Consider the following 23,451-nt stretch of genomic DNA (forward strand, 5'->3'; position numbering starts at 1 on the left):
CGATGGATTTATCGAGGCTGATCTCGCCTTCGCTGGCAAGCCAGCTCCTACAGAGTTGTGATCTTTCTTGCTTGAGGATGCTTGAATATGAGCCTGCACCTGATCATCGGCGACAAACTGCTTTCTTCCTGGTCCCTGCGCGGCGCCCTGGCTCTCGATCTGACCGGCGCTGCCTACACCGAAGAGCTGATCAAACTGAATCAGCCGGACACCCGCGAGCGTCTGCTCAAGCATTCGCCCACCGGTAAGGTCCCGCTGCTGAAAACCGAGCACGGCACCATCGCCGACTCCCTGGCGATTGCCGAATACCTGGCAGAACGGTTCCCGGCCGCCGGCCTCTGGCCGCAAGACATCGCCAGCCGCGCCCAGGCGCGCTCGGCGTGCGCGCAGATGCACAGCGGATTCTTTGCCATGCGCGGCAATATGCCGTTTGACCTGAGCCATGACGCCCCGTTGTCGCCAGTTCCGGCTGACGTTCAGGCCGACATCGAACGCATGTCGGCGCTGTGGGCCGAATGCCGTGCTGCCGCGACCGAAACCGGGCCGTACCTGTTTGGCCGTGCAACCCTGGCTGACGTGTTTTTCGCACCGATTGCCGTGCGCTTGCGCACCTATCAGGTGAAGTTGTCTGCAACTGACGAAGCTTACGTTGAAACCCTCTACCAATGGCCGGCTTTCAAGGCCTGGCAGAAGGCCGGACTGGAGGAGTTGGAAAAGTGAAACGTGTCCATGTCGCCGCCGCCGTCATCCGCGATGGCAGTGGCCAAATCCTGATTGCCCGTCGTGCCGACTCACAGCACCAGGGTGGCCTGTGGGAGTTTCCAGGCGGCAAGGTCGAGGCCGACGAGTCGGTCCAGACTGCGCTGGCCCGCGAGCTTCATGAAGAGTTAGGTATCGTGGTGGGCGCGGCGCGCCCGCTGATCAAGATCAGGCATGACTACCCGGACAAGCAGGTGTTGCTGGATGTCTGGGAAGTCTCGTCGTTTACCGGCGAACCCCACGGCGCCGAGGGGCAACCGCTGGCCTGGGTGGCGCCCCGCGACCTCTCGGGTTACGAGTTCCCGGCGGCCAATCAGCCGATCGTCGCGGCCGCGAAGTTGCCCGCTCAGTACCTGATCACACCGGAAGATCTGGAATCGCCAGCGTTGCTGCGTGGTATTCAGAAAGCTATTGCCGGCGGCATCAAGCTGATCCAGTTGCGCGCACCGAACGGCTACGATCCGAAGTATCGGGACCTGGCTGTCGATGCGGTGGGTTTGTGCGCCGGCAAGGCGCAATTGATGATCAAGGGGCCATTCGAATGGCTCGGCGATTTCCCGTCCGCGGGTTGGCACATTACTTCGGCGCAGCTACGCAAATACGCAGCGGCTGGTCGACCGCTACCGGCATCGCGCTGGCTGGCGGCGTCGTGCCATAACGCTGAAGAGCTGGCGCTGGCCGAACAGATGGGGGTGGATTTCGTGACCCTGTCGCCGGTTCAACCGACCCTGACTCACCCGGGCGCCGAGCCGTTGGGTTGGGAGCAAGCGTCGAGCTTGATCGAAGGGTTCAGCAAACCGGTGTTCCTGCTCGGAGGTGTTGGCCCGGCGGAGGTTGAGAAGGCTTGGGCTGCGGGCGCGCAAGGGGTGGCGGGGATTCGGGCGTTTTGGCCTGAGGCCTGATTTTGTAGCGCTCCTGCTGGCGTCTTCGCGAGCAAGCCCGCTCCCACAGTTGGTCGAGTTCTTCCTGAAGGAATTCGATCAAAATGTGGGAGCGGGCTTGCCCGCGAAGGGGCCCTGACAGGCGCTGACTAAACCTCAGGTTTCGCAGCCGGCTGCCAAAGAATCTCCGCTACTCCCTGACGCCTGGCAATCAGCCGCGCCACCACAAACAACAAATCCGATAACCGATTGATATACGCCAGTCCAACCCCGGCTAACGGTTCAATCGCATTCAGTTGCTGGCATCGCCGCTCGGCGCCGCGAGCGACGCTACGGCAGACATGAGCCTGGGCAATCAACGCTGAACCGCCGGGCAAGATGAAATTTTCCAACGGCCCCAATTCTTCATTCCACACATCAATCGCCGCTTCCAGGCGCTCGATTTCTGCTGCATTGAGCGCCTGATAGGCCGGCATTGCCAGCTCACCCCCCAGATCAAACAACCGATGCTGGCAGGGAGCCAATACCTCGATCACTTCGTTCAGGCCTGGAAACTGGCCCGCTTGCGCCGCCAGCCCGGCCAGCAGCATTCCGACCTGACTGTTCAGCGTATCGACCTCGCCGATTGCTTCAATGCGCGGGTGATCTTTTGGTACGCGGCGTCCGTCGCCTAACCCGGTCTCGCCTTTGTCGCCGGTGCGGGTGTAAATCTTCGACAAACGAAAGCCCATGGTTACCTCGATAGCAGATTGAGTTCTTGTGAGACAGGCGACGTGCTTGCCAGGGGCAGGCGCAAGGTGAAGCAAGTGCCTTGGCCCAGGGTCGATTGCACTTCCATCTGCCCCTTGTGGTTGTTGGTGATGATGAAATACGACACCGACAGCCCAAGACCGGTGCCCTGGCCGATTTCCTTGGTGGTGAAGAACGGCTCGAAAGTCCTTTTGCGCACGCTTTCGCTCATGCCGATGCCGTTGTCCTCGACCTGAATTTCCGCCCACGGCGGATTGAGCCTGGTGCGCAGGATGATCCGCCCTGGCTCGCTGTCGTCTTCACGTTGGTGAATGGCTTGCGCGGCGTTTTTCAACAGGTTGAGCAGCACCTGCTCCAGTTCGTTGGCAGTGCCGGGTACCGGACCCAGCGCCGGATCGAACTGACGAATGATGGCCTGGCCCTTGAAGTCGAAGCCGATGGCCAGGTCAAAATCGTTGCTGGCGATCTCCACCGCCTGGTCGATCAGCGCGGGCAAATCGCACGGGGCCATCTGGCGGGTGCTGCGCCGGCTGAAACTGAGCATGTGGGTGACAATTTTGGCGGCCCGGGCGCCGGCCTGCTGGATGCCGTCCAGCAACTGTGGCACCTCGCGGATTTGCAGGTACTGGTTGACCGTCGCCAGCTCGATTCCGGCGTGTTCAGCCACTTCAAGGTTCTTTGGCAGGTCGGGGGACAGGCGTCGACGAATGTTTTGCACGTTATGCAGGATCGCACCCAGCGGGTTGTTGATCTCGTGAGCCATGCCGGCGGCAAGTCCACCAACCGAAAGCATTTTTTCCGACTGCACCATCATCTCTTCCAGGGACAGGCGCTGGGTGATGTCGTCGATCCGGATCACCACGCCACGCCCGGCACCGCCCATTAACGGATAGAAAGTCAGGGCGTAGTGGCGTGGGTCGTCGTCCTTGAGCCAGGTGACACGTTCGATTTTGGCCACCGTATGCTGCTCGACCGTTTGCTTGAGTTGCGGCAAAAACGGCTTGAGCGGTTCAAAGGCAAGGAAGATCGGCTGGTTCAGGGCTTCGTCGAGGCGTGTGCCGGAGAGGGCGCTGGCCTCCTGGTTCCATTGCGTCACGTAGAGCTGTTCGTCGAGGGCGATCAGCGCCGAAGGCATGGAGTCAATGATGCTGTTGAGGTAGTTCTGAAAACCGGTGAGCTTTTTCTCGATCTTGCTGCGCACCTGGACTTCGAGCTCCAGTTTACGGTTGGTGTGCCGGGTTTCTTCGGCCAGCCCCTGAGCCTGGTCGTAGGCGGCCTGGGAATCGTCCCTGGCCCGCTTGAGTTGCTGCTCCCGGGCCTCGATCCGCGAAAGCATGGTGTTGAACGCCTCGGCGAGGCTGCCGATTTCATCATGGTTGCCGCGCGAGGCGCGCAGGGCATAGTTCTCTTCGCGGGTTACCTGCCGGGACAGCTCTTCGAGCTGATGGATCGGCCGGGTAATCAGGCGCTTGATCTGACGGGCAATGACCAGCCAGAGCAGCACACTGAAAATCAGAATCCCCAGGCTGGCCGTCAGGGTTCCGGTGTAGAACGCCACCGGCAGTTCACTGCTGGCAACCAACAGCAAATGCCCCGGTGCGGTTCCGGGGCGGGGCAGGGTAATGACCTGGTTGCTGCGAAACTCGGTAACCTGCCAGTCTTCGATGTGCCTGAACCGTTTCGGCAGCTCCAGTTTGTCGCCGCGCTGCAGTTGCGCCAGCTGTTCGCCCTTTCCGTCATACAGGACTGCCGCGCGCAGCGGTGAATAACTGTTGAGTTCGTTGAGTAGGCGCTCGGCGCTTTGCGGCGATTCCATGGCTTCGGACACCAGGCTCGGGTTCGACACCAGTCGGCCAATGGTCTGCAGGGCCTGAGGCGCCATGCTTTCCTGGGAGATGTAGTAGGCGGCGCTGATAAAGGTCAGGTTGGCGACCAGCAGGACAGTGATCAACAGGACCAGCAGGGCGGCCAGCAGTTTCTGGCCGACAGGCAGGTTTTCAAGGCGCTGGCGCAATGGCATCGGGTTCATCGCTGAAAAGGAACAAGTGGCCAGCGTAGCCGCTGCTCAGTCGCTGGGCAATCCAAGGCTTTGCAGGCGAGCAATCAACCTCGACTCAAGCTGATTGAGGTGAGGCAGGTTCAGTTGATGGCGCCCGGCCACTTTGCAGGCGTAACCCAACAGGTAGCTGATTTCCGTGCGGCGCTGGCTCGTGACGTCCTGATGCATCGAGGAGTAATTGGCTGCGGTGGCGTGAATCACCCGTTCGACTTCCTGTTGCAGGTTTTCGGCGGCTGCCGGCTGGCCGCAACGCTCAAGCAACTCCACCAGTTCGCCACACAGGGTGGCGACTTCGCAGTGATGTTGCTGTAAGCCGCCGTTGCGGCAGTCGTGCAGCACCGTCAGCGGATTGATCGCACAGTTGAGGGCGAGCTTGCGCCACAGCCTGGTCAAAATCTCCGTGCTCCACTCGTGAGGGATGCCGGCAGCGCTCAGGTCATCGAGCCAGATTGGCGCGACCGGATGGCTCGCATCCCCCAGCCAGGTGAAACCATGTCCGGCAAACACCACGCGCCAATCGCCATCGCGAAAGGCGCCTTCGGTGCTCGACGCATAAATGCAGCGCGCCTGCGGAACCTGTGCCGCCACCGCGTCCTGACTGCCCAGGCCATTTTGCAGCAGGATCAGTTCGGCGCCGGGGGCCAGGCGGGGCGCCAGTCGGGCCACCGCACTTTCGGTATCGTAGGCTTTGCAGGCCACCAGCAGGCGGTTGATCGGTTGCGTGCTGTCGGCTGTCTCTGCGGGTACGGCATAGTGTTGCGCCTCGCCGTGTTCTACCAGCGTCAAGCCACCGGCCGCCTCATACGCTTGCAGCCTCGCGGTGTCCCGCAGGATCAGCCTGACCGGCGCGCCGGCCCGTGCCAGGCGTGTCGCCCATAAAGTACCGAGGCTGCCGGCGCCTAGAATATGCCAGGTGGTGGACATCAGCTTTTTGCTCTGTTTAAGGCGTGCATCGGCAGCTCGCAGTGAATGATGGGAAAGACCCGTTATAATCAGCGCGGATTTTAACCGCAAGCCAGGCGTGCTCCATCGGTGCGCCTTTATATTTGGAGAGATTACATGCCGTCGTTCGACGTGGTATCCGAACTGGACAAACACGAAGTCACCAACGCGGTCGAGAACGCCGTCAAGGAACTCGATCGTCGTTATGACCTGAAAGGCAAAGGCAGCTTCGAGTTCAAGGAAAAAGACCTGACCGTCAACCTGACCGCGGAAGCGGATTTCCAGCTCGAAGCGATGATTGAGATCCTCAAGCTGGCGCTGGTCAAGCGCAAAATCGACGTGCAGTGCCTTGAGGTCAAGGATGCTTTTGCATCGGGCAAGCTGATGAAACAGGACGCCGTCCTCAAGGAAGGCATCGACAAGGAGCTGGCGAAGAAGATCGTCGCTCACGTCAAAGACGCCAAGCTCAAGGTTCAGGCCGCCATCCAGGGTGAGCAAGTGCGCATCACCGGCAAGAAGCGTGATGACCTGCAAGAAGCCATTGCAGTGCTGCGGGCCAAGGAATTCGGTATGCCACTGCAGTTCAATAACTTCCGCGACTGACCTCGAAAGCGGGAACCTCTTGGCATTTGCGACGTCGGAGGCCCAAGCATCGGCAGAAACGATTGAGCCCGTCGCGGTTCGATCTTTCTGCCGCTTTTTTTACGCGTGCCGGATAGCCGGAAAACAGGAGCAAGTAGATGGACTTAAATGCTGAGGTAGACAACCTGGTCAGGGTTTCCCAAACCTGGATCCCGATGATCATGGAATACGGCAGTCGTGTACTGTTGGCGGTCATCACCCTGGCCATCGGCTGGTGGTTGATCAACAAGGTCACGAAAAAGCTCGGCGGCCTGATTGCATTGCGTAACGCCGACCTGGCGCTGCAAGGTTTTATCAGCAGCCTGGCGAACATCATCCTCAAGATCCTGCTGATCGTCAGCGTGGCCTCGATGATCGGTGTGGAAACCACTTCGTTCGTGGCGGCGATTGGTGCGGCGGGTCTGGCCATTGGTCTGGCCTTGCAGGGTAGCCTGGCGAACTTCGCCGGCGGCGTGCTGATTTTGCTGTTCCGTCCATTTCGTATCGGTGACTGGATCGAGGCTCAGGGTGTCGCCGGCACCGTCGACAGCATCCAGATTTTCCATACCGTACTGCGTACCGGTGACAACAAAACCATCATCCTGCCCAACGGTAATCTGTCGAACGGCATTATCACCAACACCAATCGTCAGCCGACCCGCAAGGTCGTATTTGATGTAGGCGTTGATTACGAAGCGGACTTGCAGAAAGCCCGTGAAGTGTTGCTGGAACTGGCCAAGGATCCGCGTGTATTGATTGACCCGGCACCTCAGGCAGTCATTTCGACATTGGGCGACAGCTCTATCACTGTTTCTCTGCGTGTCTGGGTGAAGACTGCGGATTATTGGGATGTGATGTTCATGTTCAATGAACTGTCCCGTGATCGCCTGAGAGAGGCCAACATCGATATTCCATTTCCACAGCGGGTTATTCGCGTGGTTCAGGAATCTGCTGCGCAGTGATTGGTTTTCTGGTCAATGCCTGACTATTTGGTCAGGCATGTTCTGCATTGATCTGATCGTTTTAAACACACTGTTGACACACCAACGAAAAAGGCCCATCCGAAGATGGGCCTTTTTTTGATTACCGCGAACTAACTTTCTGCAATTACAGAATGTTGAGCGGGTAGTCGGTGATCAGGCGGAACTCAGAGATATCGCCTTCGCCTTCGTCAGCATTGGCGGTGTGCCATGCTTGACGGATGCGGAACGACAGATCTTTGGCTGGGCCGGATTGAACGACGTACTTGGCTTCCACGTTGGTTTCGTGGTGTTTGCCGTCTGCACCGTACAGACCGGTGTAGGTGCTGTTCGATGGAGTGTTGGTACCGTCGATGTTCCAACCATTCACGTAACGGACCATGAAGCTCAGGCCAGGTACGCCGTACTCGGCCATTTTCAGGTCGTAACGGGCTTGTACCGACTTCTCGCCAGGGGCGTTGAAGTCAGAGTACTGGATGGAGTTGGCGAGGAAAATCGAGTCGCCGCCACGGTTGTTGTCACCCACACCGATGTAGTCGAACGGGGTATCGCCGTTGACCTTCTGGAAGGCCAGGGTCAGGGTGTGTGCTTTCAGGAACGAGTAAGCAGCAGCCAGGGAGTAGGCGGTGTTGCTGATGTCGCCTGCTTTAGCGTTACCGGTATCCTTGGTGTTGTAGATGTTACCGTCGAAGTTGATCGAGTTATCGCCGCCCAGTGCGAGGGTGTAGTTCGCGTTGGCGTAGTACTGGTTCCAGACGTCTTCGAGCTTGGCACCGTAGAGCGATACGCTCAGGTCCGGGGAAATGCCGTACTTGCCACCGAAGTAGTCGATGGAGTTGGCTGTCACGCCAGCGTAGGTAGCGAACAGTTCGCCATCACGAGCGTTGCGGTCCTGGCTGGTAGCCGAGTAGAAGTGACCGGCTTCGAGGTCGAGGTCAGTAACTTCGCTGCTCTGCAGTTGGATACCGCTGGCAGTTTGGTGAAGGATACGGGAACCGCCTACAGCGAACACTGGAGCGGTGCTTGGCTGCATGTCGCCGATTTTCAGCTCGGTCTTGGAGATGCGGAACTTGGCGGCAGCGCCGGCTTTGCCCTGGCTGTTGTTGACTTCGCCATCAGAGTCCACGGACATGTTGCCGGAACCTGCATACTTGTCGGAACCGTCCAGCTTAATTGCCAGTTGGCCCCAGGCTTCAACGCCAACACCGATCAGACCTTGGGTGTAGCCCGAGCTGTACATGCCCTGGATGCCCTGGGTCCAGTCTTTGTCATCGACTTGGCCGTTTTTCTTGTTGCGGTTGTAGTAGTAGTTGCGAACCAGCAAGTCGAGTTTGCTGTCTTCAACGAAACCTTTGGCTTCAGCCTGGTCACTTACGAAAGGGGCGGCCGTAGCCAATTGAGTACTGGCTGCTGCTGCAACTGCCAGTGCGATCATGCTCCACTTCATCACGCGCATCGTGATTTGCTCCTTTGGTTTTAGAAGAGTACTGCCGTCCCACCTGTTTTATTATCTGGGCGGCTCTTTCTTTTTGTGTCGGCGCAAACTTATATCACGCCGACAATGTTGGCGATACTTGCGTATCTAACCTTTCGCCTTCTTTACGACCCTGTCGCAAACAGCGTGCTAGATGTCGCAAATTTCCAGCTCCGACGCAACCGGGCTGACAACTTTAATGCTGTTTTCTGAACCTTGGCGCCGGTAAAAAGAGTCCTGGTGAAACGTTTGAATCTCCATCGGGCTACCTTGCCACTGTTTTTTTTACCTGAGGGATTCCGCTTCCAGCGGGTGTCACTCAGGCAATGTTGGGTATGAATGCAACAAACGTGCACAAATTCGGATTTTGCTACGGTTTTTTTCTCGTTGACCGCCTGACGCTGTAAAAACCTCATAAAACCGGGGGTTCAAGCACCTTTAGTTTGGGCTTGACGCCTTGCCTGGCATCATGTTGTACCGTTCTGGTCGACTGCATGACAACCAAAAATGTTACCGGTTCACCCCACCAGTGAGTAAATGGCGGATGTCGAAGCGTTCAGCGTAGACCCACTGTGCGGTTTTGGTGCAAAAAATTTTTGCCTGATACTGAATTCATTCAGGTCGACCGCTTATCCAAAGCGAACTCCTTGTTGTAAATCAGTCATTTCGGCATTTTCTGCTGGTCTGTCGGTTCTGTAATGGTGCACCACGACGAAAAGTGTCTCATTCGGTGGCGGGCTGCCAGCCTTTCGCCGGCGCTCATGGGCTCTGTGTAAGGTTCGTCGTGAAGCGTGCGCCGTTCGCAGGTATGCTGCCGTCCGGTCGCTTGGTGCGCTGTCCCCCGGGATGGGCGCTAAGCTGAAAAATGATGACCCGGCGGGAGTGCGCGCAGTGTTCGCTTTAGATCCACGACTTCAACAAGACACGTTACCGATCGGGGACTTTCCGCTCTGCCGGTTGCTGTTGTCCAACGACTCGAACTATCCCTGGTTCATCCTGGTACCTCGTCGTGAGGCTATCAGTGAGATATTTCAGTTGGATGTCGCAGACCAGCAGCAGCTTTGGCTGGAGACGACGGCGCTTTCGCAAGTGCTCAAGGACTCGTTCGATGCGGACAAATTGAATGTTGCGGCGCTGGGCAACGTGGTCAGTCAGTTGCATATGCATGTGATTGTGCGTAAACGCGAAGATGCCGCCTGGCCAGCGCCGGTTTGGGGGAAGCATCCGGCAAAGCCCTATGGTTCGGAGCAGATCGCCGCCATTCGCGAACGTTTGCGCCTGATTTTGACCGATGATTTTACGTTTCTGGAGGGCTGAACCATGAGCCTGGAAGAACGCGTTACCGATCTTGAAAGTCGCCTGGCGTTTCAGGATGACACCATCCAGGCATTGAATGATGTGCTGGTGGCGCAGCAGCGGGTGGTCGAGCGTCTGCAGCTGCAAATGGCTGCACTGCTCAAGCGGCAGGAGGAAATGGTCGGCCAGTTCGAGTCATTCGAAGAGGAAGCGCCGCCGCCGCACTATTAAGCAAGGCGCAAGCATAAAAAAACCGCGAACAGCTCGAGCTGTGCGCGGTTTTTTTTAGCCTTGAATCAGCGGCGCGGCAGAGCGGCGATCACATCTTCGGCTTGCAGGCCCTTGTCACGATTCATGACAGAGAACTCCACGCGTTGGCCTTCGACCAGGACACGGTGTCCTTCGCCGCGAATGGCTCGGAAGTGCACGAAAATATCGTCACCGGAGTCGCGGGAAATAAAGCCGAAGCCTTTGGAAGTGTTGAACCACTTGACGGTGCCGGTATCGCGGTTGCTCATGTCGTAGCTTGGCGAGGCGGCGACCGGTGACGACTTGTAGAAACTGATGGCCAGGTGCAGGAAAACAGCAACCACGGCGGCGATCAGGCTGAACAGAACGGCGGGTTGACCGGCGATGACAGGCATCGGTGCGATCAGCGTCAGGGTTTGCAGGACCACAGTCAGAACCAGCAGGGCGCTGACCAGGTTTTGCAGTTGATGGCGCGGGCCTTTGTTCCAGTAAGGGATGACAGGTGCGAGCGTGAGGTTGAGCAGGCCGAAAAAGGCCAGGTACAGCGCATCGGGTTGTTGCAGGTAAGGTAAGGCTTCGGATTGCAGGCTAGGGATGAAGGACAGCAGCAAGGCCGCTGCGCCTATCAACAGATGGACGATTTTCAACATTTTGATTAACTCACGTTAAGACAGTTCACAAGGAAGAGCTGATGGCGCACGGTTCGCTTCAAGACAATAAAGAGGCGTTGGACACGTACCCGGTATCAGCCTATGCGCCGTACCCGGAAAAATAGGCACTGGCGACACGCTGTCTATTTAACAGCAAAGCCGCAGGCTACTCAAATCAGGGCGTCCGGCGGCTCTTTTGGGGCGATTTGCCGCAGGTTGCCCGAAGTTACGCGGCTGCGGTGGGGCAACAGGCTTGTTAGAGTGGTCGGGCACCTGTTGGATGAAATTCATCAGCTTTTCCTACGTCATTCAATACTGTGCTTCTGAAGGGTGTGTCACTTTGCTGTGTGGGAAATTGTCCGGAGTAGGACGTTCTCCCGAATCTGCCAGCAGTTGTTGGCTTATCCTACGTCCAAGGTCATAAAGTCGTCTGGATATACCTCTGCACCTGCGTTTTTATAAGTCGACAGACAGTTGCTCTTAAAGAAACCAGGATGGCAAAGGAGTGTCAGCGTTATGGTTTATGACAGGCAGGAAGAGGGGCGATACGTTTCGCACAAGGATGTAAGGGTTGATCCATTCGTTCGCGAGTTCGATATGGGGTTGGCCCGGCCCTTGTCCCGCTCCGTACGATTGAATGGCTTCGCCACCTGTTTGCGGCTTGAGCAGGTTTATTGGGATATTTTGGGGGAAATGGCCCGGGTTAATTGTTGCTCGGTCAGTAGCCTGTTATCTCATGTGGATCGCGAAGTTCACTTGCGTCACGGCGGGGTAAGGAATTTCAGTGGATTGGTGCGGGTTGTCTGTGTCGTACACAGTCTCAAGGAAGGGGGCTGCATCGTCACGACCTAGTCTGGACAGCGAAAACAGCAGAGTGTCGGTCTGTGCTGTCTTACGGCTGCACAGGCCGCGTTTAATGGATATAATCCCGCTCTTTGCCGCAAAACCCTGCGTATGCGGTAGCAATCTGATCGCCGAGACAACCTCCATGCCGATGTACGATTATCAATGTGCTTCCTGTGGTCATCAGTTGGAAGCCATTCAAAAGATCAGCGATGCACCGCTGGTCGACTGCCCTGCCTGTCAGGCGCCAGAGCTTAAAAAACTGCTGTCCATGCCGGGCTTTCGCCTCAGCGGTACCGGTTGGTACGAAACCGATTTCAAGACCGGTTCCAAGAAGAACCTGGCCGGCGGCGACAAAGCTGACTAAGGTCTGGAACCTGAGTTGAACGACACGCGTGCTCTTGCATCACCCGACGACTTTTTTAAAGGCGGGGCTGCTGTAGGATCTCCACCGAATTTCGAATTACGAGAAGTGAAAACACGACCATGATGCGCAGCCATTATTGCGGCCAACTGAACGAAAGCCTGGACGGCCAGGAAATTACCCTTTGCGGATGGGTCCACCGTCGCCGTGACCACGGTGGGGTGATTTTCCTCGATATCCGTGATCGTGATGGTCTGGCCCAGGTTGTGTTCGATCCGGACCGCGCTGAAACCTTCGCCGCTGCCGATCGCGTGCGCAGCGAGTACGTCGTGAAAATCACCGGCAAGGTGCGCCTGCGTCCGGCCGGTGCGACCAACGCCAACATGGCGTCGGGCATGATCGAAGTCCTCGGCTATGAGCTGGAAGTGCTGAACGAATCGGAAACCCCGCCGTTCCCGCTGAACGAGTTCTCCGACGTCGGCGAAGAAACCCGCCTGCGCTATCGCTTCCTCGACCTGCGTCGCCCGGAAATGGCCGAGAAGCTGCGTCTGCGTTCGCGCATGACCACCAGCATCCGTCGCTTCCTGGACGAGAACGGCTTCCTCGACGTGGAGACGCCGATCCTGACCCGCGCTACCCCTGAAGGCGCGCGCGACTACCTGGTGCCGAGCCGTACGCATGCCGGTTCGTTCTTCGCCTTGCCGCAATCGCCGCAGCTGTTCAAGCAGCTGCTGATGGTGGCCGGCTTCGACCGCTACTACCAGATCGCCAAGTGCTTCCGTGACGAAGACTTGCGTGCCGACCGCCAGCCGGAATTCACCCAGATCGACATCGAGACCAGCTTCCTCGATGAAAAAGAGATCATGGGCCTGACCGAGCAAATGATCCGCAACCTGTTCAAGGAAGTGCTGGGCCTGGAATTCGGCGAGTTCCCGCACATGACCTTCGAAGAAGCCATGCGCCGCTACGGTTCCGACAAGCCAGACCTGCGTAACCCGCTGGAACTGGTTGACGTTGCCGACCAGCTCAAGGAAGTCGATTTCAAGGTGTTCAGCGGCCCGGCCAACGACCCTAAATGCCGCATCGCGGCCCTGCGCGTGCCCGGCGGCGCGAGCATGCCGCGCAAGCAGATTGACGACTACACCAAGTTTGTCGGCATCTACGGTGCCAAAGGCCTGGCGTACATCAAGGTCAACGAGCGCGCCAAAGGCGTCGAAGGCCTGCAGTCGCCAATCGTGAAGAACATCCCTGAAGACAACCTCAACGTGATCCTCGATCGCGTCGGTGCGGTCGATGGCGATATCGTGTTCTTCGGCGCCGACAAGGCCAAGATCGTCAGCGAGGCCCTGGGTGCCCTGCGGATCAAGCTTGGCCACGACCTGGACCTGCTAACCTGCAAGTGGGCGCCAATGTGGGTCGTCGACTTCCCGATGTTCGAAGAGAACGACGACGGCAGCTTCACCGCCTTGCACCACCCGTTCACCGCGCCGAAGTGCACCCCGCAAGAGCTGGAAGCCAACCCGGCTGGCGCTCTGTCCCGTGCCTACGACATGGTGTTGAACGGTACCGAGCTGGGTGGCGGTTCGATCCGTATCCACCGCAAAGAGATGCAACAGTCGGTGTTCCGTCTGCTGGGTATCAATGAAGCCGAACAGGAAGAGAAATTCGGCTTCCTGCTCGACGCCCTGAAGTACGGCGCGCCGCCGCACGGTGGTCTGGCCTTCGGTCTGGACCGTCTGGTGATGCTGATGACCGGCGCCCAGTCGATCCGTGAAGTGATCGCCTTCCCGAAAACCCAGAGCGCGGCGGACGTCATGACTCAGGCACCGGGCCAGGTGGATGCCAAGGCATTGCGCGAGCTGCACATTCGACTGCGCGAAACGCCTAAGGCTGAGTAAGGTTGACCTGAAGGCGCATCTTCGGATGCGCCTTTTTTCTATCTGTAAAGATCGAAAACGGGTCAGGATTTTTATTTGCCGGCTGGCGCATCATGGCGTGGCGGGCAATGTTTCAAAGAGAATTCGGAGCGAGTTATGGCAGGTCATTCCAAGTGGGCGAACATCAAGCACCGCAAAGAACGTCAGGATGCCAAGAGAGGCAAGATCTTCACCAAGTGGATTCGCGAGCTGACCGTCGCAGCCCGTCAGGGTGGCGGTGATCCGGGCTCCAACCCGCGTCTGCGTCTGGCACTGGACAAGGCCCTTGGTGCGAACATGAGTCGTGACATCATCGATCGTGCCGTTGCCCGGGGCACCGGGGCTGCCGATACCGATGATGTGGTCGAGTTGACCTACGAAGGCTACGGTCCTGGCGGCGTGGCGGTGATGGTCGAGTGCATGACCGACAACCGCAACCGTACGGCGGCTGCGGTTCGCCATGCTTTCAGCAAGTGCGGCGGCAATCTCGGTACCGATGGCTCGGTAGCGTACCTGTTCGAACGCAAGGGCCAGATTTCCTTCGCTCAAGGTGTGGATGAAGACGCGTTGATGGAAGCGGCCATGGAAGCCGATGCCGATGACGTGGTGACCAACGAAGACGGCTCCATCGACGTGTTCACCTCGTTTTCCGGTTTCTATTCCGTGCGTAACGCACTGGAAGCGGCGGGTTTCAAAGGTGACGATGCGGAAATCGTCATGTTGCCGACCACCAGCGCCGAGCTCGATCTGGAAGGCGCCGAGAAAGTCCTCAAGCTGATCGACATGCTCGAAGACCTGGATGACGTGCAAAACGTCTATTCCAACGCGGAGATTCCGGAGTCGGTGGCCGCGCAGCTCGGTTAAGGGCGACTAAGATCCAGTGTGGGAGCGGGCTTGCTCGCGAATGCGGACTTGCAGGCAACGTCGTTGCTGAATATGAAACCGTCTTCGCGAGCAAGCCCGCTCCCACATTTGTTTCATTGAATACAGTGCACTTCCTTAATTCGCAGGCGTTATGACTTTAATTCTTGGTATCGACCCCGGTTCGCGCATTACCGGTTACGGTGTGGTTCGTGATACCGGCCGTGGCTGCGAATACGTGGCCTCCGGTTGTATCCGCACCGGTGCCGGCGAGTTGCATGAGCGCCTGCAGATCGTCTATCGCGGTGTGCGAGAGATCATTCAGACCTACCATCCGGTGACCATGGGGATCGAAAAGGTGTTCATGGCCCGTAACGCCGACTCCGCCCTGAAACTGGGGCAGGCCCGTGGCGCCGCTATCGTGGCGGGGGCGGAAGAGAGTCTGGAAATCGCCGAGTACACGGCGACGCAGGTCAAGCAGGCGGTGGTCGGTACAGGTGCGGCCAACAAGGAGCAGGTGCAGATGATGGTCATGCATATGTTGAAGCTGACCAGCAAACCGCAAATCGATGCTTCCGACGCCCTGGCCATTGCCATCTGCCATGCTCATACCCGTTCCAGCCTGCTGCCCCATGGTCTGGGAGCAGCACGCAGTCGTGGCGGGCGCCTGCGTCTCTGATAGCATCAGCAATCATTTTTATGGAGTGGGGGCGTTTCGCCTGGGTTGTCGGCGGTACTCCCTCGCTCTGTCAGTCGCTGGCCCAGAGCTGGCCAACGCTCAAGGATTTGTAACGTGATTGGACGTTTGCGCGGCACCCTGGCTGAGAAGCAGCCTCCGCATCTGATTCTGGATGTAAACGGTCTGGGTTATGAACTTGAAGTGCCCATGACGACTCTTTACCGTTTGCCGTCGGTCGGTGAGCCGCTGACCTTGCACACCCATTTGGTCGTGCGCGAAGACGCGCAGTTACTCTATGGTTTTGTCGGCAAGCGTGAGCGGGACTTTTTTCGCGAATTGATTCGCCTCAACGGCGTCGGGCCGAAACTGGCGCTGGCCTTGATGTCGAGCCTGGAAGTCGATGAACTGGTTCGTTGCGTACAGTCCCAGGATACTTCGGCGCTGACCAAGGTTCCGGGCGTCGGCAAGAAAACCGCCGAACGCCTGCTGGTGGAGCTCAAGGATCGCTTCAAGGCCTGGGAAACCGTACCGGCCATGTTCGCCCTGGTGCCGAACCAGCCGGATGGGCCGGCCCCGGTGAATACTGCCGAAAATGACGCCGTCAGCGCCCTGATTTCCCTGGGCTACAAGCCGCAGGAAGCCAGCAAGGCGGTGTCTGCGATCAAAGAGAAAGGTTTGAGCAGTGAAGACATGATCCGCCGCGCCTTGAAGGGAATGATCTAAGTGATTGAAGCTGATCGTCTGATCGCTGCCACGCATAGTCCGCGTGAGCGCGAAGAAGTCCAGGACCGGGCGATTCGCCCGGTCAGCCTGGCTGAATACATTGGTCAGCCGACCGTTCGCGAGCAGATGGAGTTGTTCATTCAGGCCGCTCGCGGTCGTAAAGAATCCCTGGATCACACGCTGATCTTCGGGCCGCCGGGCCTGGGCAAGACCACGCTCGCCAACATCATTGCCCAGGAAATGGGCGTGTCGATCAAGAGCACCTCGGGGCCGGTGCTGGAGCGACCCGGTGACCTGGCGGCGCTATTGACCAACCTTGAGCCCCACGATGTGCTGTTTATCGACGAAATCCATCGCCTGTCGCCCATCGTTGAGGAAGTGCTGTACCCGGCCATGGAAGATTTCCAGCTCGACATTATGATCGGTGAGGGGCCTGCCGCGCGTTCGATCAAGCTGGATCTGCCGCCGTTCACCCTGGTCGGCGCGACGACGCGGGCAGGGATGCTCACCAACCCGTTGCGTGACCGTTTCGGCATCGTCCAGCGCCTGGAGTTCTATAACAACGCCGACCTGGCGACCATTGTCGGTCGTTCGGCGAGCATCCTCGGTTTGCCGCTCGACCCGGAAGGTGCCTTCGAAATCGCCCGTCGTGCCCGTGGCACACCACGGATCGCCAACCGACTGCTGCGCCGGGTGCGTGATTTCGCCGAAGTTCGCGCCAAGGGGCATATCACCAAGCCGATTGCCGACCTGGCGCTGAACCTGCTGGACGTCGACGAGCGTGGTTTCGATCACCAGGACCGGCGTCTGTTGCTGACCATGATCGAGAAATTCGACGGCGGGCCAGTCGGAGTCGACAGTCTGGCCGCCGCCATCAGCGAAGAACGTCACACCATTGAAGACGTGCTGGAGCCTTATCTGATCCAGCAGGGCTACATCATGCGCACGCCACGGGGGCGGGTGGTGACGCGACATGCCTACCTGCATTTCGGTTTAAACATCCCGTCACGATTGGGCGAAATGCCCGTGGTAGACGAGTTCCTCGATGCCAGTGACGATTAATTAACGTTGCGTGCTGATTTTTTCGGGCAATGTAGGGTCCCAGGACCGTACTTTCGCAAGAAAGCCGCAGAACAATGAAAAACAGTTGCCTGGCCGGATTGGCAACCTGAGGAGTAAGCACTAGAGTATGCGCGCGCAAAACGGGCTTGAGCCTTTCGCACATCGTTGTCGCGTTTATTACGAGGACACCGATGCGGGCGGCATCGTGTATTACGTCAATTACCTCAAGTTTATGGAACGGGCTCGAACCGAGCGGCTACGAGATCTGGGCTTTGCCCAATCGCAGCTGGCAGGGGAGGACCTGTTGTTCGTCGTGCATTCCAGCGAAGCGCGCTACCACGCGCCGGCGCGACTGGACGACGAACTGCTGGTAAGCGCTGAAGTAATCGAATTGAACCGTGCCAGCCTGCGCTTTAAACAGCAGGTCAGGCGGGCAACGGATAATGCGCTGCTCTGCGAAGGGCAGTTTTTGGTGGCCTGTGTGCGCACTGACAGTTTGAAACCCCGGGCCATTCCCGAAGCTCTACGAGCGGCCTTTGCCGACGTGAGCGGCGCGGGTACACACTCAAAGCAGGAGATAAAGCGTGGAAGCTAACGTCGTCGACCATTCCTCCATGTGGAGCCTGGTCAGCAATGCCAGTATCGTGGTGCAACTGGTAATGCTGACCCTGGTAGCCGCATCGGTGACCTCGTGGATCATGATCTTTCAGCGCAGCAACCTGCTGCGCGCCGGTCGACGTGCCCTGGAGAGCTTTGAAGAGCGCTTCTGGTCGGGAATCGACCTGTCCAAGCTCTACCGTCAGGCCGGCAGCAACCCGGACCCTGATTCGGGTGTCGAGCAAATCTTCCGTGCCGGTTTCAAGGAATTCTCCCGTCTGCGCCAGCAGCCAGGCGTTGACCCGGAAGCTGTCATGGAAGGTGTGGCCCGCGCCATGCGCGTCGCCATTTCCCGTGAAGAAGAGAAGCTCGAGCAGAGCCTGCCGTTCCTGGCCACTGTCGGTTCCGTCAGCCCGTACATCGGTCTGTTCGGTACCGTTTGGGGGATCATGAACTCCTTCCGTGGTCTGGCGACCGCCCAGCAAGCGACCCTGGCCACTGTGGCCCCGGGTATCGCCGAAGCATTGATCGCCACGGCCATCGGTCTGTTCGCGGCCATTCCAGCCGTTATCGCTTACAACCGTTTTGCTGCTCGCAGCGAAACCCTGCTGGGCCGCTACTACACCTTCGCCGACGAGTTCCAGGCGATCCTGCACCGCAAAGTGCACACCAGCGAAGAATAAGCAGGTAATTTCCAATGGCTTTAATCGCTCGAGCTCGCAAAAAGCGCAAGCCGGTCGCCGAGATGAACGTGGTGCCTTACATCGACGTGATGCTGGTACTGCTGGTCATTTTCATGGTGACCGCGCCGATGCTCAATCAGGGCGTGAAAGTTGATCTGCCCAAGGTTTCCAGCGAAGCCTTGCCGCAGGACAACAACACCCAGGTCCTGACCATTTCCATCAAATCCGACAAGACCTACTACTGGAACCTTGGCAGCGAAGTCGACACAGACAAGCAGCAAGACCGGGCCATGACGTTGCCGCAGATGACTGACGCCGTGACCAAGATCATTCGCGTCGGCAATGAAAACGGCAAGCACACCCAAGTCTTCATTCGCGGCGACAAATCCGTCGATTACGGTTCCGTCATGGGGGCCATGGGCGGGTTGCAGAAAGCCGGGGTCGGTAATGTTGGCTTGATTACCGAGGCGCCCTGATGCAGCAACAGCGAGAGCCGTCCGCCTCGGAAAGCTACTTCTGGCCTAGTGTCTGGGCGATTGGCTTGCACGTGCTGGTGTTCGGCATGCTGTTCGTCAGTTTTGCCTTTACCCCGGAACTGCCGCCGGCCAAGCCGATTGTCCAGGCGACCTTGTACCAGCTGAAATCGAAAAGTCGGGCGACCACCCAGACCAATCAGAAGATTGCGGGTGAGGCGCAGAAATCTGCTGCGCGTCAGACCGAAGTCGAGCAGATGGAGCAGAAAAAGGTCGAGCAGGAAGCGGTGAAGGCTGCGGAACAAAAGAAAGAAGAGGCGGCTCAAAAGGCCGAAGAAGCCAAGAAGGCTGACGAGGCGAAGAAAGCGGACGAGGCGAAAAAGGCTGATGAAGCCAAGAAAGCCGACGACGCGAAGAAAACCGCGGAAGCCAAGAAGGCAGAAGAGAAACAATTGGCTGATATAGCCAAGAAGAAAGCCGAAGAAGAAGCCAAGAAAGCTGCGGAAGAAGAGGCCAAGAAAGCGGCCGCTGAAGAGGCCAAGAAAAAGATCGTCGAAGACGCGAAGAAGAAAGCCGCGGAAGACGCCAAGAAGAAAGCTGAGGCTGAAGAGGCGAAGAAGAAAGTCGCCGAGGAAGCGAAGAAGAAAGCTGCTGCCGATGCTGCGAAGAAGAAATCGCAGGACGCGGCGCGTAAATCCGCCGAAGACAAAAAGGCCCAGGCCCTGGCAGATTTGCTTTCCGACACGCCGCAGCGTCAGCAGGCCTTGGCCGATGAGCAGGGCGACGAAGTTGCCGGCAGTTTCGATGACCTGATTCGTGCGCGTGCAGCGGAAGGCTGGGCTCGTCCACCTTCGGCACGCAAAGGCATGACGGTCGTATTGCAAATCGGCATGTTGCCGGACGGTACGGTGACTTCGGTCAGCGTGTCCAAGTCCAGTGGCGACGGTCCGTTTGACGCATCGGCTGTTGCAGCGGTGAAGAATATTGGACGTTTGACAGAAATGCAGGGAATGAAGCCGAGTGATTTCGCTCCGTATCGTTCATTCAAGATGACATTCACACCTGAGGATCTAGCCTTGTGAGAAACCTTCTACGAGGAATGCTGGTCGTTATCTGCTGCATGGCAGGGATGGCGATGGCAGATGAGAAAAACATTCTGGTTACCAGCGGCAGCGATCGGGCGACCCCGATCGCCGTTGTGCCGTTCGGCTTCCAGGGTGGTAGCGTGCTGCCGGACGATATGGCGGAAATCATCGGTAACGACCTGCGCAACTCGGGTTACTACTCGCCGCTTCCAAAGCAGAACATGATCAGCCAGCCGAGCCAGGCCAGCGAAATCATCTTCCGTGACTTCAAGGCACTGGGTGCCCAGTACGTCATGGTCGGCAGCATTGTTCCGGCGGGCGGTCGCCTGCAGGTGCAATACGCACTGTTCAACGTGGCCACCGAGCAGCAAGTGCTGACCGGCAGCGTGTCGGGCGGCGTCGATCAGTTGCGCGACATGGCGCACTACATCTCTGACCAGTCGTTCGAAAAGCTCACGGGTATCAAGGGTGCCTTCTCGACTCGCTTGCTGTACGTAACGGCCGAGCGTTTCTCCGAGAACAACACTCGCTATACCCTGCAACGTTCGGACTACGACGGTGCTCGCGCCGTGACTCTGCTGCAATCGCGCGAGCCGATCCTGTCGCCGCGTTTCGCACCGGATGGCAAGCGCATCGCCTATGTCTCCTTCGAGCAGAAGCGTCCGCGTATTTTCATGCAGAACATCGACACCGGCCGCCGTGAGCAGATCACCAACTTCGAAGGCCTGAACGGTGCGCCAGCCTGGTCGCCGGATGGCAATCGCCTGGCGTTCGTGCTGTCGAAAGACGGCAACCCGGACATCTACGTGATGAACCTGGGTTCGCGTCAGATCACCCGCGTCACCAATGGTCCAGGTATCAACACCGAACCGTTCTGGGGTAAGGATGGCTCGACCATCTACTTCACTTCCGACCGTGGCGGCAAACCGCAGATCTACAAAACCAGCGTGGGTGGTGGCGGTGCCGAACGTGTGACTTTCGTCGGTAACTACAACGCCAACCCTAAACTGTCGGCTGATGAAAAGACGCTTGTCATGATTCACCGTCAGGATGGTTTCACCAATTTCAAAGTGGCGGCTCAGGATTTGCAACGCGGTAGTGTAAAAATCCTCACTGATAGCACTCTGGACGAGTCGCCCACTGTTGCGCCCAACGGCACCATGGTAATCTACGCCACCCGCCAGCAGGGCCGGGGAGTCTTGATGCTCGTGTCCATCAATGGACGCGTAAGGCTCCCACTTCCTACCGCACAAGGCGAAGTCAGAGAACCTTCCTGGTCCCCTTACCTGAACTGACGCGGCGCTATACGTTTTACTTAACACACTGGGGTTCATTAGGAGTTTCACGATGGAAATGCTGAAGTTTGGTAAATTTGCTGCGCTGGCTCTCGCCATGGCTGTAGCTGTAGGTTGCTCGTCCAAAGGCGGCGACAATGCCGGTGAAGGCGCGGTAGATCCAAACGCTGGTTACGGCGCAAACACTGGTGCAGTTGACGGCTCCCTGAGCGAAGAAGCTGCACTGCGCGCTATCACCACTTTCTACTTCGAATACGACAGTTCGGACCTGAAGCCAGAAGCCATGCGCGCTCTGGACGTTCACGCCAAAGACCTGAAAGCAAACGGCGCTCGCGTTGTTCTGGAAGGCAACACCGACGAACGTGGTACTCGTGAGTACAACATGGCACTGGGCGAGCGTCGTGCGAAAGCCGTTCAGCGCTACCTGGTACTGCAAGGTGTTTCCCCAGCTCAGCTGGAACTGGTTTCCTACGGTGAAGAGCGTCCAGTTGCTACCGGCAACGACGAGCAGTCCTGGGCTCAAAACCGTCGCGTCGAACTGCGTAAGTAATTCGTCATGCGAACGTGCCGTCGTGCTGTAACTGTTCTGGCTCTCAGCCTCGCCCCGCTTGCGGTGTGGGCTGCGGTTCCTGTGGTCGATGACAACTCCGGTTATAACAATAGCGGGAGCAGTTATCCGCCTGCAGGTTACGGTACGAACGGCGCCTATGCCGGGGGAGGGGTTTCGGCCCCTGTCTCGGCACAGGGCGAGCTGTTCAACCAACTGCAATCAATGCAGCAACAGATCGAGCGCCAGCAAGGTGCGATTGAAGTTCTGCAAAATGATGTAGCGCGCATGAAGCAGGAAAACCTGGAGCGATATCAGGATCTTGATCGGCGCATAGGAACCGGCGTTGCACCAGCCGCGACTCCTGAAAATTCTTCCACCGGTGGTGATTTGAATACCCCCGGTGCAGCAGCAGGTGCGGCAGCAGGCGCAGCCGCCGCTCAAGCACCCGCCGCGGGTAGCGAGCCGGCAGATCCGGCGAAGGAAAAGCTCTATTACGATGCTGCCTTCGACCTGATCAAGGCCAAGGATTTCGACAAGGCCAGCCAGGCTTTCTCGGCTTTCCTGCGCAAGTACCCGAACAGCCAGTACGCGGGCAACGCCCAATACTGGTTGGGCGAAGTGAACCTGGCCAAAGGCGATCTGCAAGGCGCAGGTCAAGCGTTTGCCAAGGTTTCGCAGCTGTATCCAAAGCACGCCAAAGTGCCGGACTCGCTGTACAAGCTCGCTGATGTAGAGCGTCGCCTGGGTCATACCGATCGGGTCAAAGGCATTTTGCAGCAGGTTGTGTCCCAGTATCCGGGCACTTCCGCTGCTCAACTGGCCCAGCGCGATCTGCAGAAAATGTAAGCCTGTTTGACCCGTTTCAAAGAAACCCGCGCTTGTCGCGGGTTTTTTCGTTAGAATTCACGCCCTTTTATGAAACACGCTTTTTGGGATCTGCGCTTTGTCGGGGTTCCTTGAAGTGCCTGACGGAGGCGGACAGCCTGTTTAGCTGTTACGCCCGTGGCGACTATGCAAGACACATTGAGAATCACCGAAGTTTTTTACTCGTTGCAGGGTGAAACGCGGACTGCCGGCCTGCCCACAGTTTTTGTGCGCCTGACCGGTTGCCCTCTGCGTTGCCAATACTGCGACAGCGCCTACGCGTTCACGGGCGGAACCATTCGTACGCTCGACGATATCCTCGAGCAGGTCGCCGGTTTTCGTCCGCGATACGTCTGTGTCACGGGCGGCGAGCCCTTGGCGCAACCCAACGCCATTCCCTTGCTCAAGCGCTTGTGTGATGCCGGTTACGAAGTGTCACTGGAAACCAGTGGCTCTATTGATATCTCGGCGGTAGATTCCCGGGTCAGTCGCGTTGTCGACCTGAAAACCCCGGGTTCGAAGGAAGCACACCGCAATCGCTACGAAAACATTGAGCTGCTCACGCCCAACGACCAGGTGAAATTTGTCATCTGCTCGCGGGAGGACTATGACTGGTCCGTATCCAAACTGATCCAGTACGGTCTGGACCAGCGTGCCGGTGAAGTCCTGTTCTCGCCAAGTCACCATGATCTCAATGCCCGGGACCTGGCGGACTGGATAGTGGCGGACAACCTGCCTGTGCGTTTGCAATTGCAGTTGCATAAATATCTTTGGAATGACGAGCCGGGGCGCTGA

26 protein-coding genes are annotated in these 23,451 nt (G+C 58.0%); 21 read left to right on the forward strand and 5 right to left on the reverse strand.

What is annotated here, in order from left to right; genetic code table 11:
• The first annotated feature begins 87 nt into the window (after positions 1-87).
• Both AC07XF_RS08415 and AC07XF_RS08420 read left to right on the forward strand, forming a co-directional pair.
• Positions 88-720 (forward strand): glutathione S-transferase family protein, encoded by a 633-nt coding sequence (locus AC07XF_RS08415; protein WP_495026133.1) that lies wholly within the window; start codon positions 88-90, stop codon positions 718-720.
• Complete coding sequence (locus AC07XF_RS08420) at positions 717-1,661, forward strand: Nudix family hydrolase (RefSeq protein ID WP_495026134.1); 945 nt, start codon at positions 717-719, stop codon at positions 1,659-1,661. The genes AC07XF_RS08415 and AC07XF_RS08420 overlap by 4 nt, the downstream gene beginning before the upstream one ends.
• 128 nt (positions 1,662-1,789) lie before the next feature.
• Here the strand turns inward: AC07XF_RS08420 and AC07XF_RS08425 are convergent, their stop codons facing one another.
• Genes AC07XF_RS08425 through AC07XF_RS08435 form a run of 3 tightly spaced genes read right to left on the reverse strand, consistent with a single transcriptional unit; the run spans position 1,790 to position 5,373 of the window.
• Positions 1,790-2,371: a cob(I)yrinic acid a,c-diamide adenosyltransferase gene (locus tag AC07XF_RS08425; protein WP_495026135.1), complete on the reverse strand. Its 582-nt coding sequence runs from the start codon at positions 2,369-2,371 to the stop codon at positions 1,790-1,792.
• Between the two features lie 2 nt (positions 2,372-2,373).
• Positions 2,374-4,410, reverse strand: a complete 2,037-nt coding sequence (locus tag AC07XF_RS08430; protein ID WP_495026136.1) for a sensor histidine kinase — start codon at positions 4,408-4,410, stop codon at positions 2,374-2,376.
• Between the two features lie 45 nt (positions 4,411-4,455).
• Positions 4,456-5,373: a putative 2-dehydropantoate 2-reductase gene (locus AC07XF_RS08435; RefSeq protein WP_495026137.1), complete on the reverse strand. Its 918-nt coding sequence runs from the start codon at positions 5,371-5,373 to the stop codon at positions 4,456-4,458.
• A 135-nt stretch (positions 5,374-5,508) separates the two neighbouring features.
• Here AC07XF_RS08435 and AC07XF_RS08440 point away from each other — a divergent pair, with 135 nt between their 5' ends.
• Together AC07XF_RS08440 and AC07XF_RS08445 are read left to right on the forward strand one after the other, a co-directional pair.
• Positions 5,509-5,994: a YajQ family cyclic di-GMP-binding protein gene (locus AC07XF_RS08440; RefSeq protein ID WP_007990750.1), complete on the forward strand. Its 486-nt coding sequence runs from the start codon at positions 5,509-5,511 to the stop codon at positions 5,992-5,994.
• A gap of 137 nt (positions 5,995-6,131) precedes the next feature.
• Positions 6,132-6,974 carry a mechanosensitive ion channel family protein gene (locus AC07XF_RS08445; protein WP_495026138.1) on the forward strand — a complete coding sequence of 281 codons (843 nt, stop codon included), beginning with the start codon at positions 6,132-6,134 and terminating at the stop codon, positions 6,972-6,974.
• A gap of 145 nt (positions 6,975-7,119) precedes the next feature.
• Here the strand turns inward: AC07XF_RS08445 and AC07XF_RS08450 are convergent, their stop codons facing one another.
• A complete protein-coding gene (locus AC07XF_RS08450) occupies positions 7,120-8,448 on the reverse strand; it encodes an OprD family porin (protein WP_495026139.1) in 1,329 nt (442 codons plus the stop codon).
• A 909-nt stretch (positions 8,449-9,357) separates the two neighbouring features.
• Here AC07XF_RS08450 and AC07XF_RS08455 point away from each other — a divergent pair.
• Entirely contained in the window at positions 9,358-9,783 is a 426-nt protein-coding gene (locus tag AC07XF_RS08455) for an HIT domain-containing protein (protein ID WP_007995645.1), read from the forward strand.
• 3 nt (positions 9,784-9,786) lie between these two features.
• Positions 9,787-9,993, forward strand: coding sequence for a SlyX family protein (locus AC07XF_RS08460; RefSeq protein ID WP_007977339.1), 207 nt, complete (start codon positions 9,787-9,789; stop codon positions 9,991-9,993).
• A 65-nt stretch (positions 9,994-10,058) separates the two neighbouring features.
• Here AC07XF_RS08460 and AC07XF_RS08465 read toward each other — a convergent pair whose 3' ends face one another.
• A complete protein-coding gene (locus AC07XF_RS08465; RefSeq protein WP_495026140.1) occupies positions 10,059-10,661 on the reverse strand; it encodes a cold-shock protein in 603 nt (200 codons plus the stop codon).
• 516 nt (positions 10,662-11,177) lie between these two features.
• Here AC07XF_RS08465 and AC07XF_RS08470 point away from each other — a divergent pair.
• The 15 genes from AC07XF_RS08470 to queE all read left to right on the forward strand — a co-directional run bounded on the left by AC07XF_RS08470 (position 11,178) and on the right by queE (position 23,451).
• Complete coding sequence (locus AC07XF_RS08470; protein WP_495026141.1) at positions 11,178-11,513, forward strand: ribbon-helix-helix domain-containing protein; 336 nt, start codon at positions 11,178-11,180, stop codon at positions 11,511-11,513.
• A gap of 136 nt (positions 11,514-11,649) precedes the next feature.
• On the forward strand, positions 11,650-11,871 hold the full coding sequence (locus AC07XF_RS08475) for an FmdB family zinc ribbon protein (RefSeq protein ID WP_032829812.1): 222 nt from the start codon (positions 11,650-11,652) through the stop codon (positions 11,869-11,871).
• Between the two features lie 119 nt (positions 11,872-11,990).
• Entirely contained in the window at positions 11,991-13,766 is a 1,776-nt protein-coding gene (gene aspS, locus AC07XF_RS08480; RefSeq protein WP_007995642.1) for an aspartate--tRNA ligase, read from the forward strand.
• A 135-nt stretch (positions 13,767-13,901) separates the two neighbouring features.
• Complete coding sequence (locus tag AC07XF_RS08485) at positions 13,902-14,648, forward strand: YebC/PmpR family DNA-binding transcriptional regulator (RefSeq protein ID WP_495026142.1); 747 nt, start codon at positions 13,902-13,904, stop codon at positions 14,646-14,648.
• Positions 14,649-14,799: 151 nt separating this feature from the next.
• Positions 14,800-15,324 (forward strand): crossover junction endodeoxyribonuclease RuvC, encoded by a 525-nt coding sequence (gene ruvC, locus AC07XF_RS08490; RefSeq protein ID WP_008015799.1) that lies wholly within the window; start codon positions 14,800-14,802, stop codon positions 15,322-15,324.
• 114 nt (positions 15,325-15,438) lie between these two features.
• Positions 15,439-16,047, forward strand: coding sequence for a Holliday junction branch migration protein RuvA (gene ruvA, locus AC07XF_RS08495; RefSeq protein ID WP_007995640.1), 609 nt, complete (start codon positions 15,439-15,441; stop codon positions 16,045-16,047).
• Complete coding sequence (gene ruvB, locus AC07XF_RS08500) at positions 16,048-17,109, forward strand: Holliday junction branch migration DNA helicase RuvB (RefSeq protein ID WP_495026143.1); 1,062 nt, start codon at positions 16,048-16,050, stop codon at positions 17,107-17,109.
• A gap of 127 nt (positions 17,110-17,236) precedes the next feature.
• Positions 17,237-17,704 carry a tol-pal system-associated acyl-CoA thioesterase gene (ybgC, locus tag AC07XF_RS08505; protein ID WP_085714501.1) on the forward strand — a complete coding sequence of 156 codons (468 nt, stop codon included), beginning with the start codon at positions 17,237-17,239 and terminating at the stop codon, positions 17,702-17,704.
• Entirely contained in the window at positions 17,694-18,389 is a 696-nt protein-coding gene (tolQ, locus tag AC07XF_RS08510; RefSeq protein WP_007995636.1) for a protein TolQ, read from the forward strand. The genes ybgC and tolQ overlap by 11 nt, the downstream gene beginning before the upstream one ends.
• A 23-nt stretch (positions 18,390-18,412) precedes the next feature.
• Positions 18,413-18,865: a protein TolR gene (gene tolR, locus AC07XF_RS08515; RefSeq protein WP_162130292.1), complete on the forward strand. Its 453-nt coding sequence runs from the start codon at positions 18,413-18,415 to the stop codon at positions 18,863-18,865.
• On the forward strand, positions 18,865-19,944 hold the full coding sequence (gene tolA, locus AC07XF_RS08520) for a cell envelope integrity protein TolA (RefSeq protein WP_056726036.1): 1,080 nt from the start codon (positions 18,865-18,867) through the stop codon (positions 19,942-19,944). The genes tolR and tolA overlap by 1 nt, the downstream gene beginning before the upstream one ends.
• A 17-nt stretch (positions 19,945-19,961) precedes the next feature.
• Positions 19,962-21,242, forward strand: coding sequence for a Tol-Pal system beta propeller repeat protein TolB (tolB, locus tag AC07XF_RS08525; RefSeq protein ID WP_495026153.1), 1,281 nt, complete (start codon positions 19,962-19,964; stop codon positions 21,240-21,242).
• A 52-nt stretch (positions 21,243-21,294) separates the two neighbouring features.
• Positions 21,295-21,792 (forward strand): peptidoglycan-associated lipoprotein Pal, encoded by a 498-nt coding sequence (gene pal, locus AC07XF_RS08530; protein ID WP_003178634.1) that lies wholly within the window; start codon positions 21,295-21,297, stop codon positions 21,790-21,792.
• Positions 21,793-21,798: 6 nt separating this feature from the next.
• A complete protein-coding gene (ybgF, locus tag AC07XF_RS08535; RefSeq protein WP_495026144.1) occupies positions 21,799-22,638 on the forward strand; it encodes a tol-pal system protein YbgF in 840 nt (279 codons plus the stop codon).
• 165 nt (positions 22,639-22,803) lie between these two features.
• The gene (queE, locus tag AC07XF_RS08540; RefSeq protein WP_007982285.1) at positions 22,804-23,451 is read left to right on the forward strand and encodes a 7-carboxy-7-deazaguanine synthase QueE; all 648 of its coding nucleotides are present in this window, start codon (positions 22,804-22,806) and stop codon (positions 23,449-23,451) included.

This window comes from Pseudomonas sp. GW821-FHT01C01, assembly GCF_059422645.1.

Excerpts from the sequence above, each read along its gene's own strand:
- AC07XF_RS08470 (WP_495026141.1), top strand. The coding sequence starts at position 11,178 with ATGGTTTATGACAGGCAGGAAGAGGGGCGATACGTTTCGCACAAGGAT.
- tolB (WP_495026153.1), top strand. The coding sequence starts at position 19,962 with ATGCTGGTCGTTATCTGCTGCATGGCAGGGATGGCGATGGCAGATGAG.
- AC07XF_RS08485 (WP_495026142.1), top strand. The coding sequence starts at position 13,902 with ATGGCAGGTCATTCCAAGTGGGCGAACATCAAGCACCGCAAAGAACGT.
- AC07XF_RS08430 (WP_495026136.1), bottom strand. The coding sequence starts at position 4,410 with ATGCCATTGCGCCAGCGCCTTGAAAACCTGCCTGTCGGCCAGAAACTG.
- AC07XF_RS08450 (WP_495026139.1), bottom strand. The coding sequence starts at position 8,448 with ATGCGCGTGATGAAGTGGAGCATGATCGCACTGGCAGTTGCAGCAGCA.
- AC07XF_RS08440 (WP_007990750.1), top strand. The coding sequence starts at position 5,509 with ATGCCGTCGTTCGACGTGGTATCCGAACTGGACAAACACGAAGTCACC.
- tolA (WP_056726036.1), top strand. The coding sequence starts at position 18,865 with ATGCAGCAACAGCGAGAGCCGTCCGCCTCGGAAAGCTACTTCTGGCCT.
- AC07XF_RS08425 (WP_495026135.1), bottom strand. The coding sequence starts at position 2,371 with ATGGGCTTTCGTTTGTCGAAGATTTACACCCGCACCGGCGACAAAGGC.
- pal (WP_003178634.1), top strand. The coding sequence starts at position 21,295 with ATGGAAATGCTGAAGTTTGGTAAATTTGCTGCGCTGGCTCTCGCCATG.
- AC07XF_RS08460 (WP_007977339.1), top strand. The coding sequence starts at position 9,787 with ATGAGCCTGGAAGAACGCGTTACCGATCTTGAAAGTCGCCTGGCGTTT.
- ybgC (WP_085714501.1), top strand. The coding sequence starts at position 17,237 with ATGCGCGCGCAAAACGGGCTTGAGCCTTTCGCACATCGTTGTCGCGTT.
- AC07XF_RS08415 (WP_495026133.1), top strand. The coding sequence starts at position 88 with ATGAGCCTGCACCTGATCATCGGCGACAAACTGCTTTCTTCCTGGTCC.
- ruvC (WP_008015799.1), top strand. The coding sequence starts at position 14,800 with ATGACTTTAATTCTTGGTATCGACCCCGGTTCGCGCATTACCGGTTAC.
- aspS (WP_007995642.1), top strand. The coding sequence starts at position 11,991 with ATGATGCGCAGCCATTATTGCGGCCAACTGAACGAAAGCCTGGACGGC.
- AC07XF_RS08445 (WP_495026138.1), top strand. The coding sequence starts at position 6,132 with ATGGACTTAAATGCTGAGGTAGACAACCTGGTCAGGGTTTCCCAAACC.
- AC07XF_RS08475 (WP_032829812.1), top strand. The coding sequence starts at position 11,650 with ATGCCGATGTACGATTATCAATGTGCTTCCTGTGGTCATCAGTTGGAA.
- ybgF (WP_495026144.1), top strand. The coding sequence starts at position 21,799 with ATGCGAACGTGCCGTCGTGCTGTAACTGTTCTGGCTCTCAGCCTCGCC.
- queE (WP_007982285.1), top strand. The coding sequence starts at position 22,804 with ATGCAAGACACATTGAGAATCACCGAAGTTTTTTACTCGTTGCAGGGT.
- AC07XF_RS08465 (WP_495026140.1), bottom strand. The coding sequence starts at position 10,661 with ATGTTGAAAATCGTCCATCTGTTGATAGGCGCAGCGGCCTTGCTGCTG.
- AC07XF_RS08435 (WP_495026137.1), bottom strand. The coding sequence starts at position 5,373 with ATGTCCACCACCTGGCATATTCTAGGCGCCGGCAGCCTCGGTACTTTA.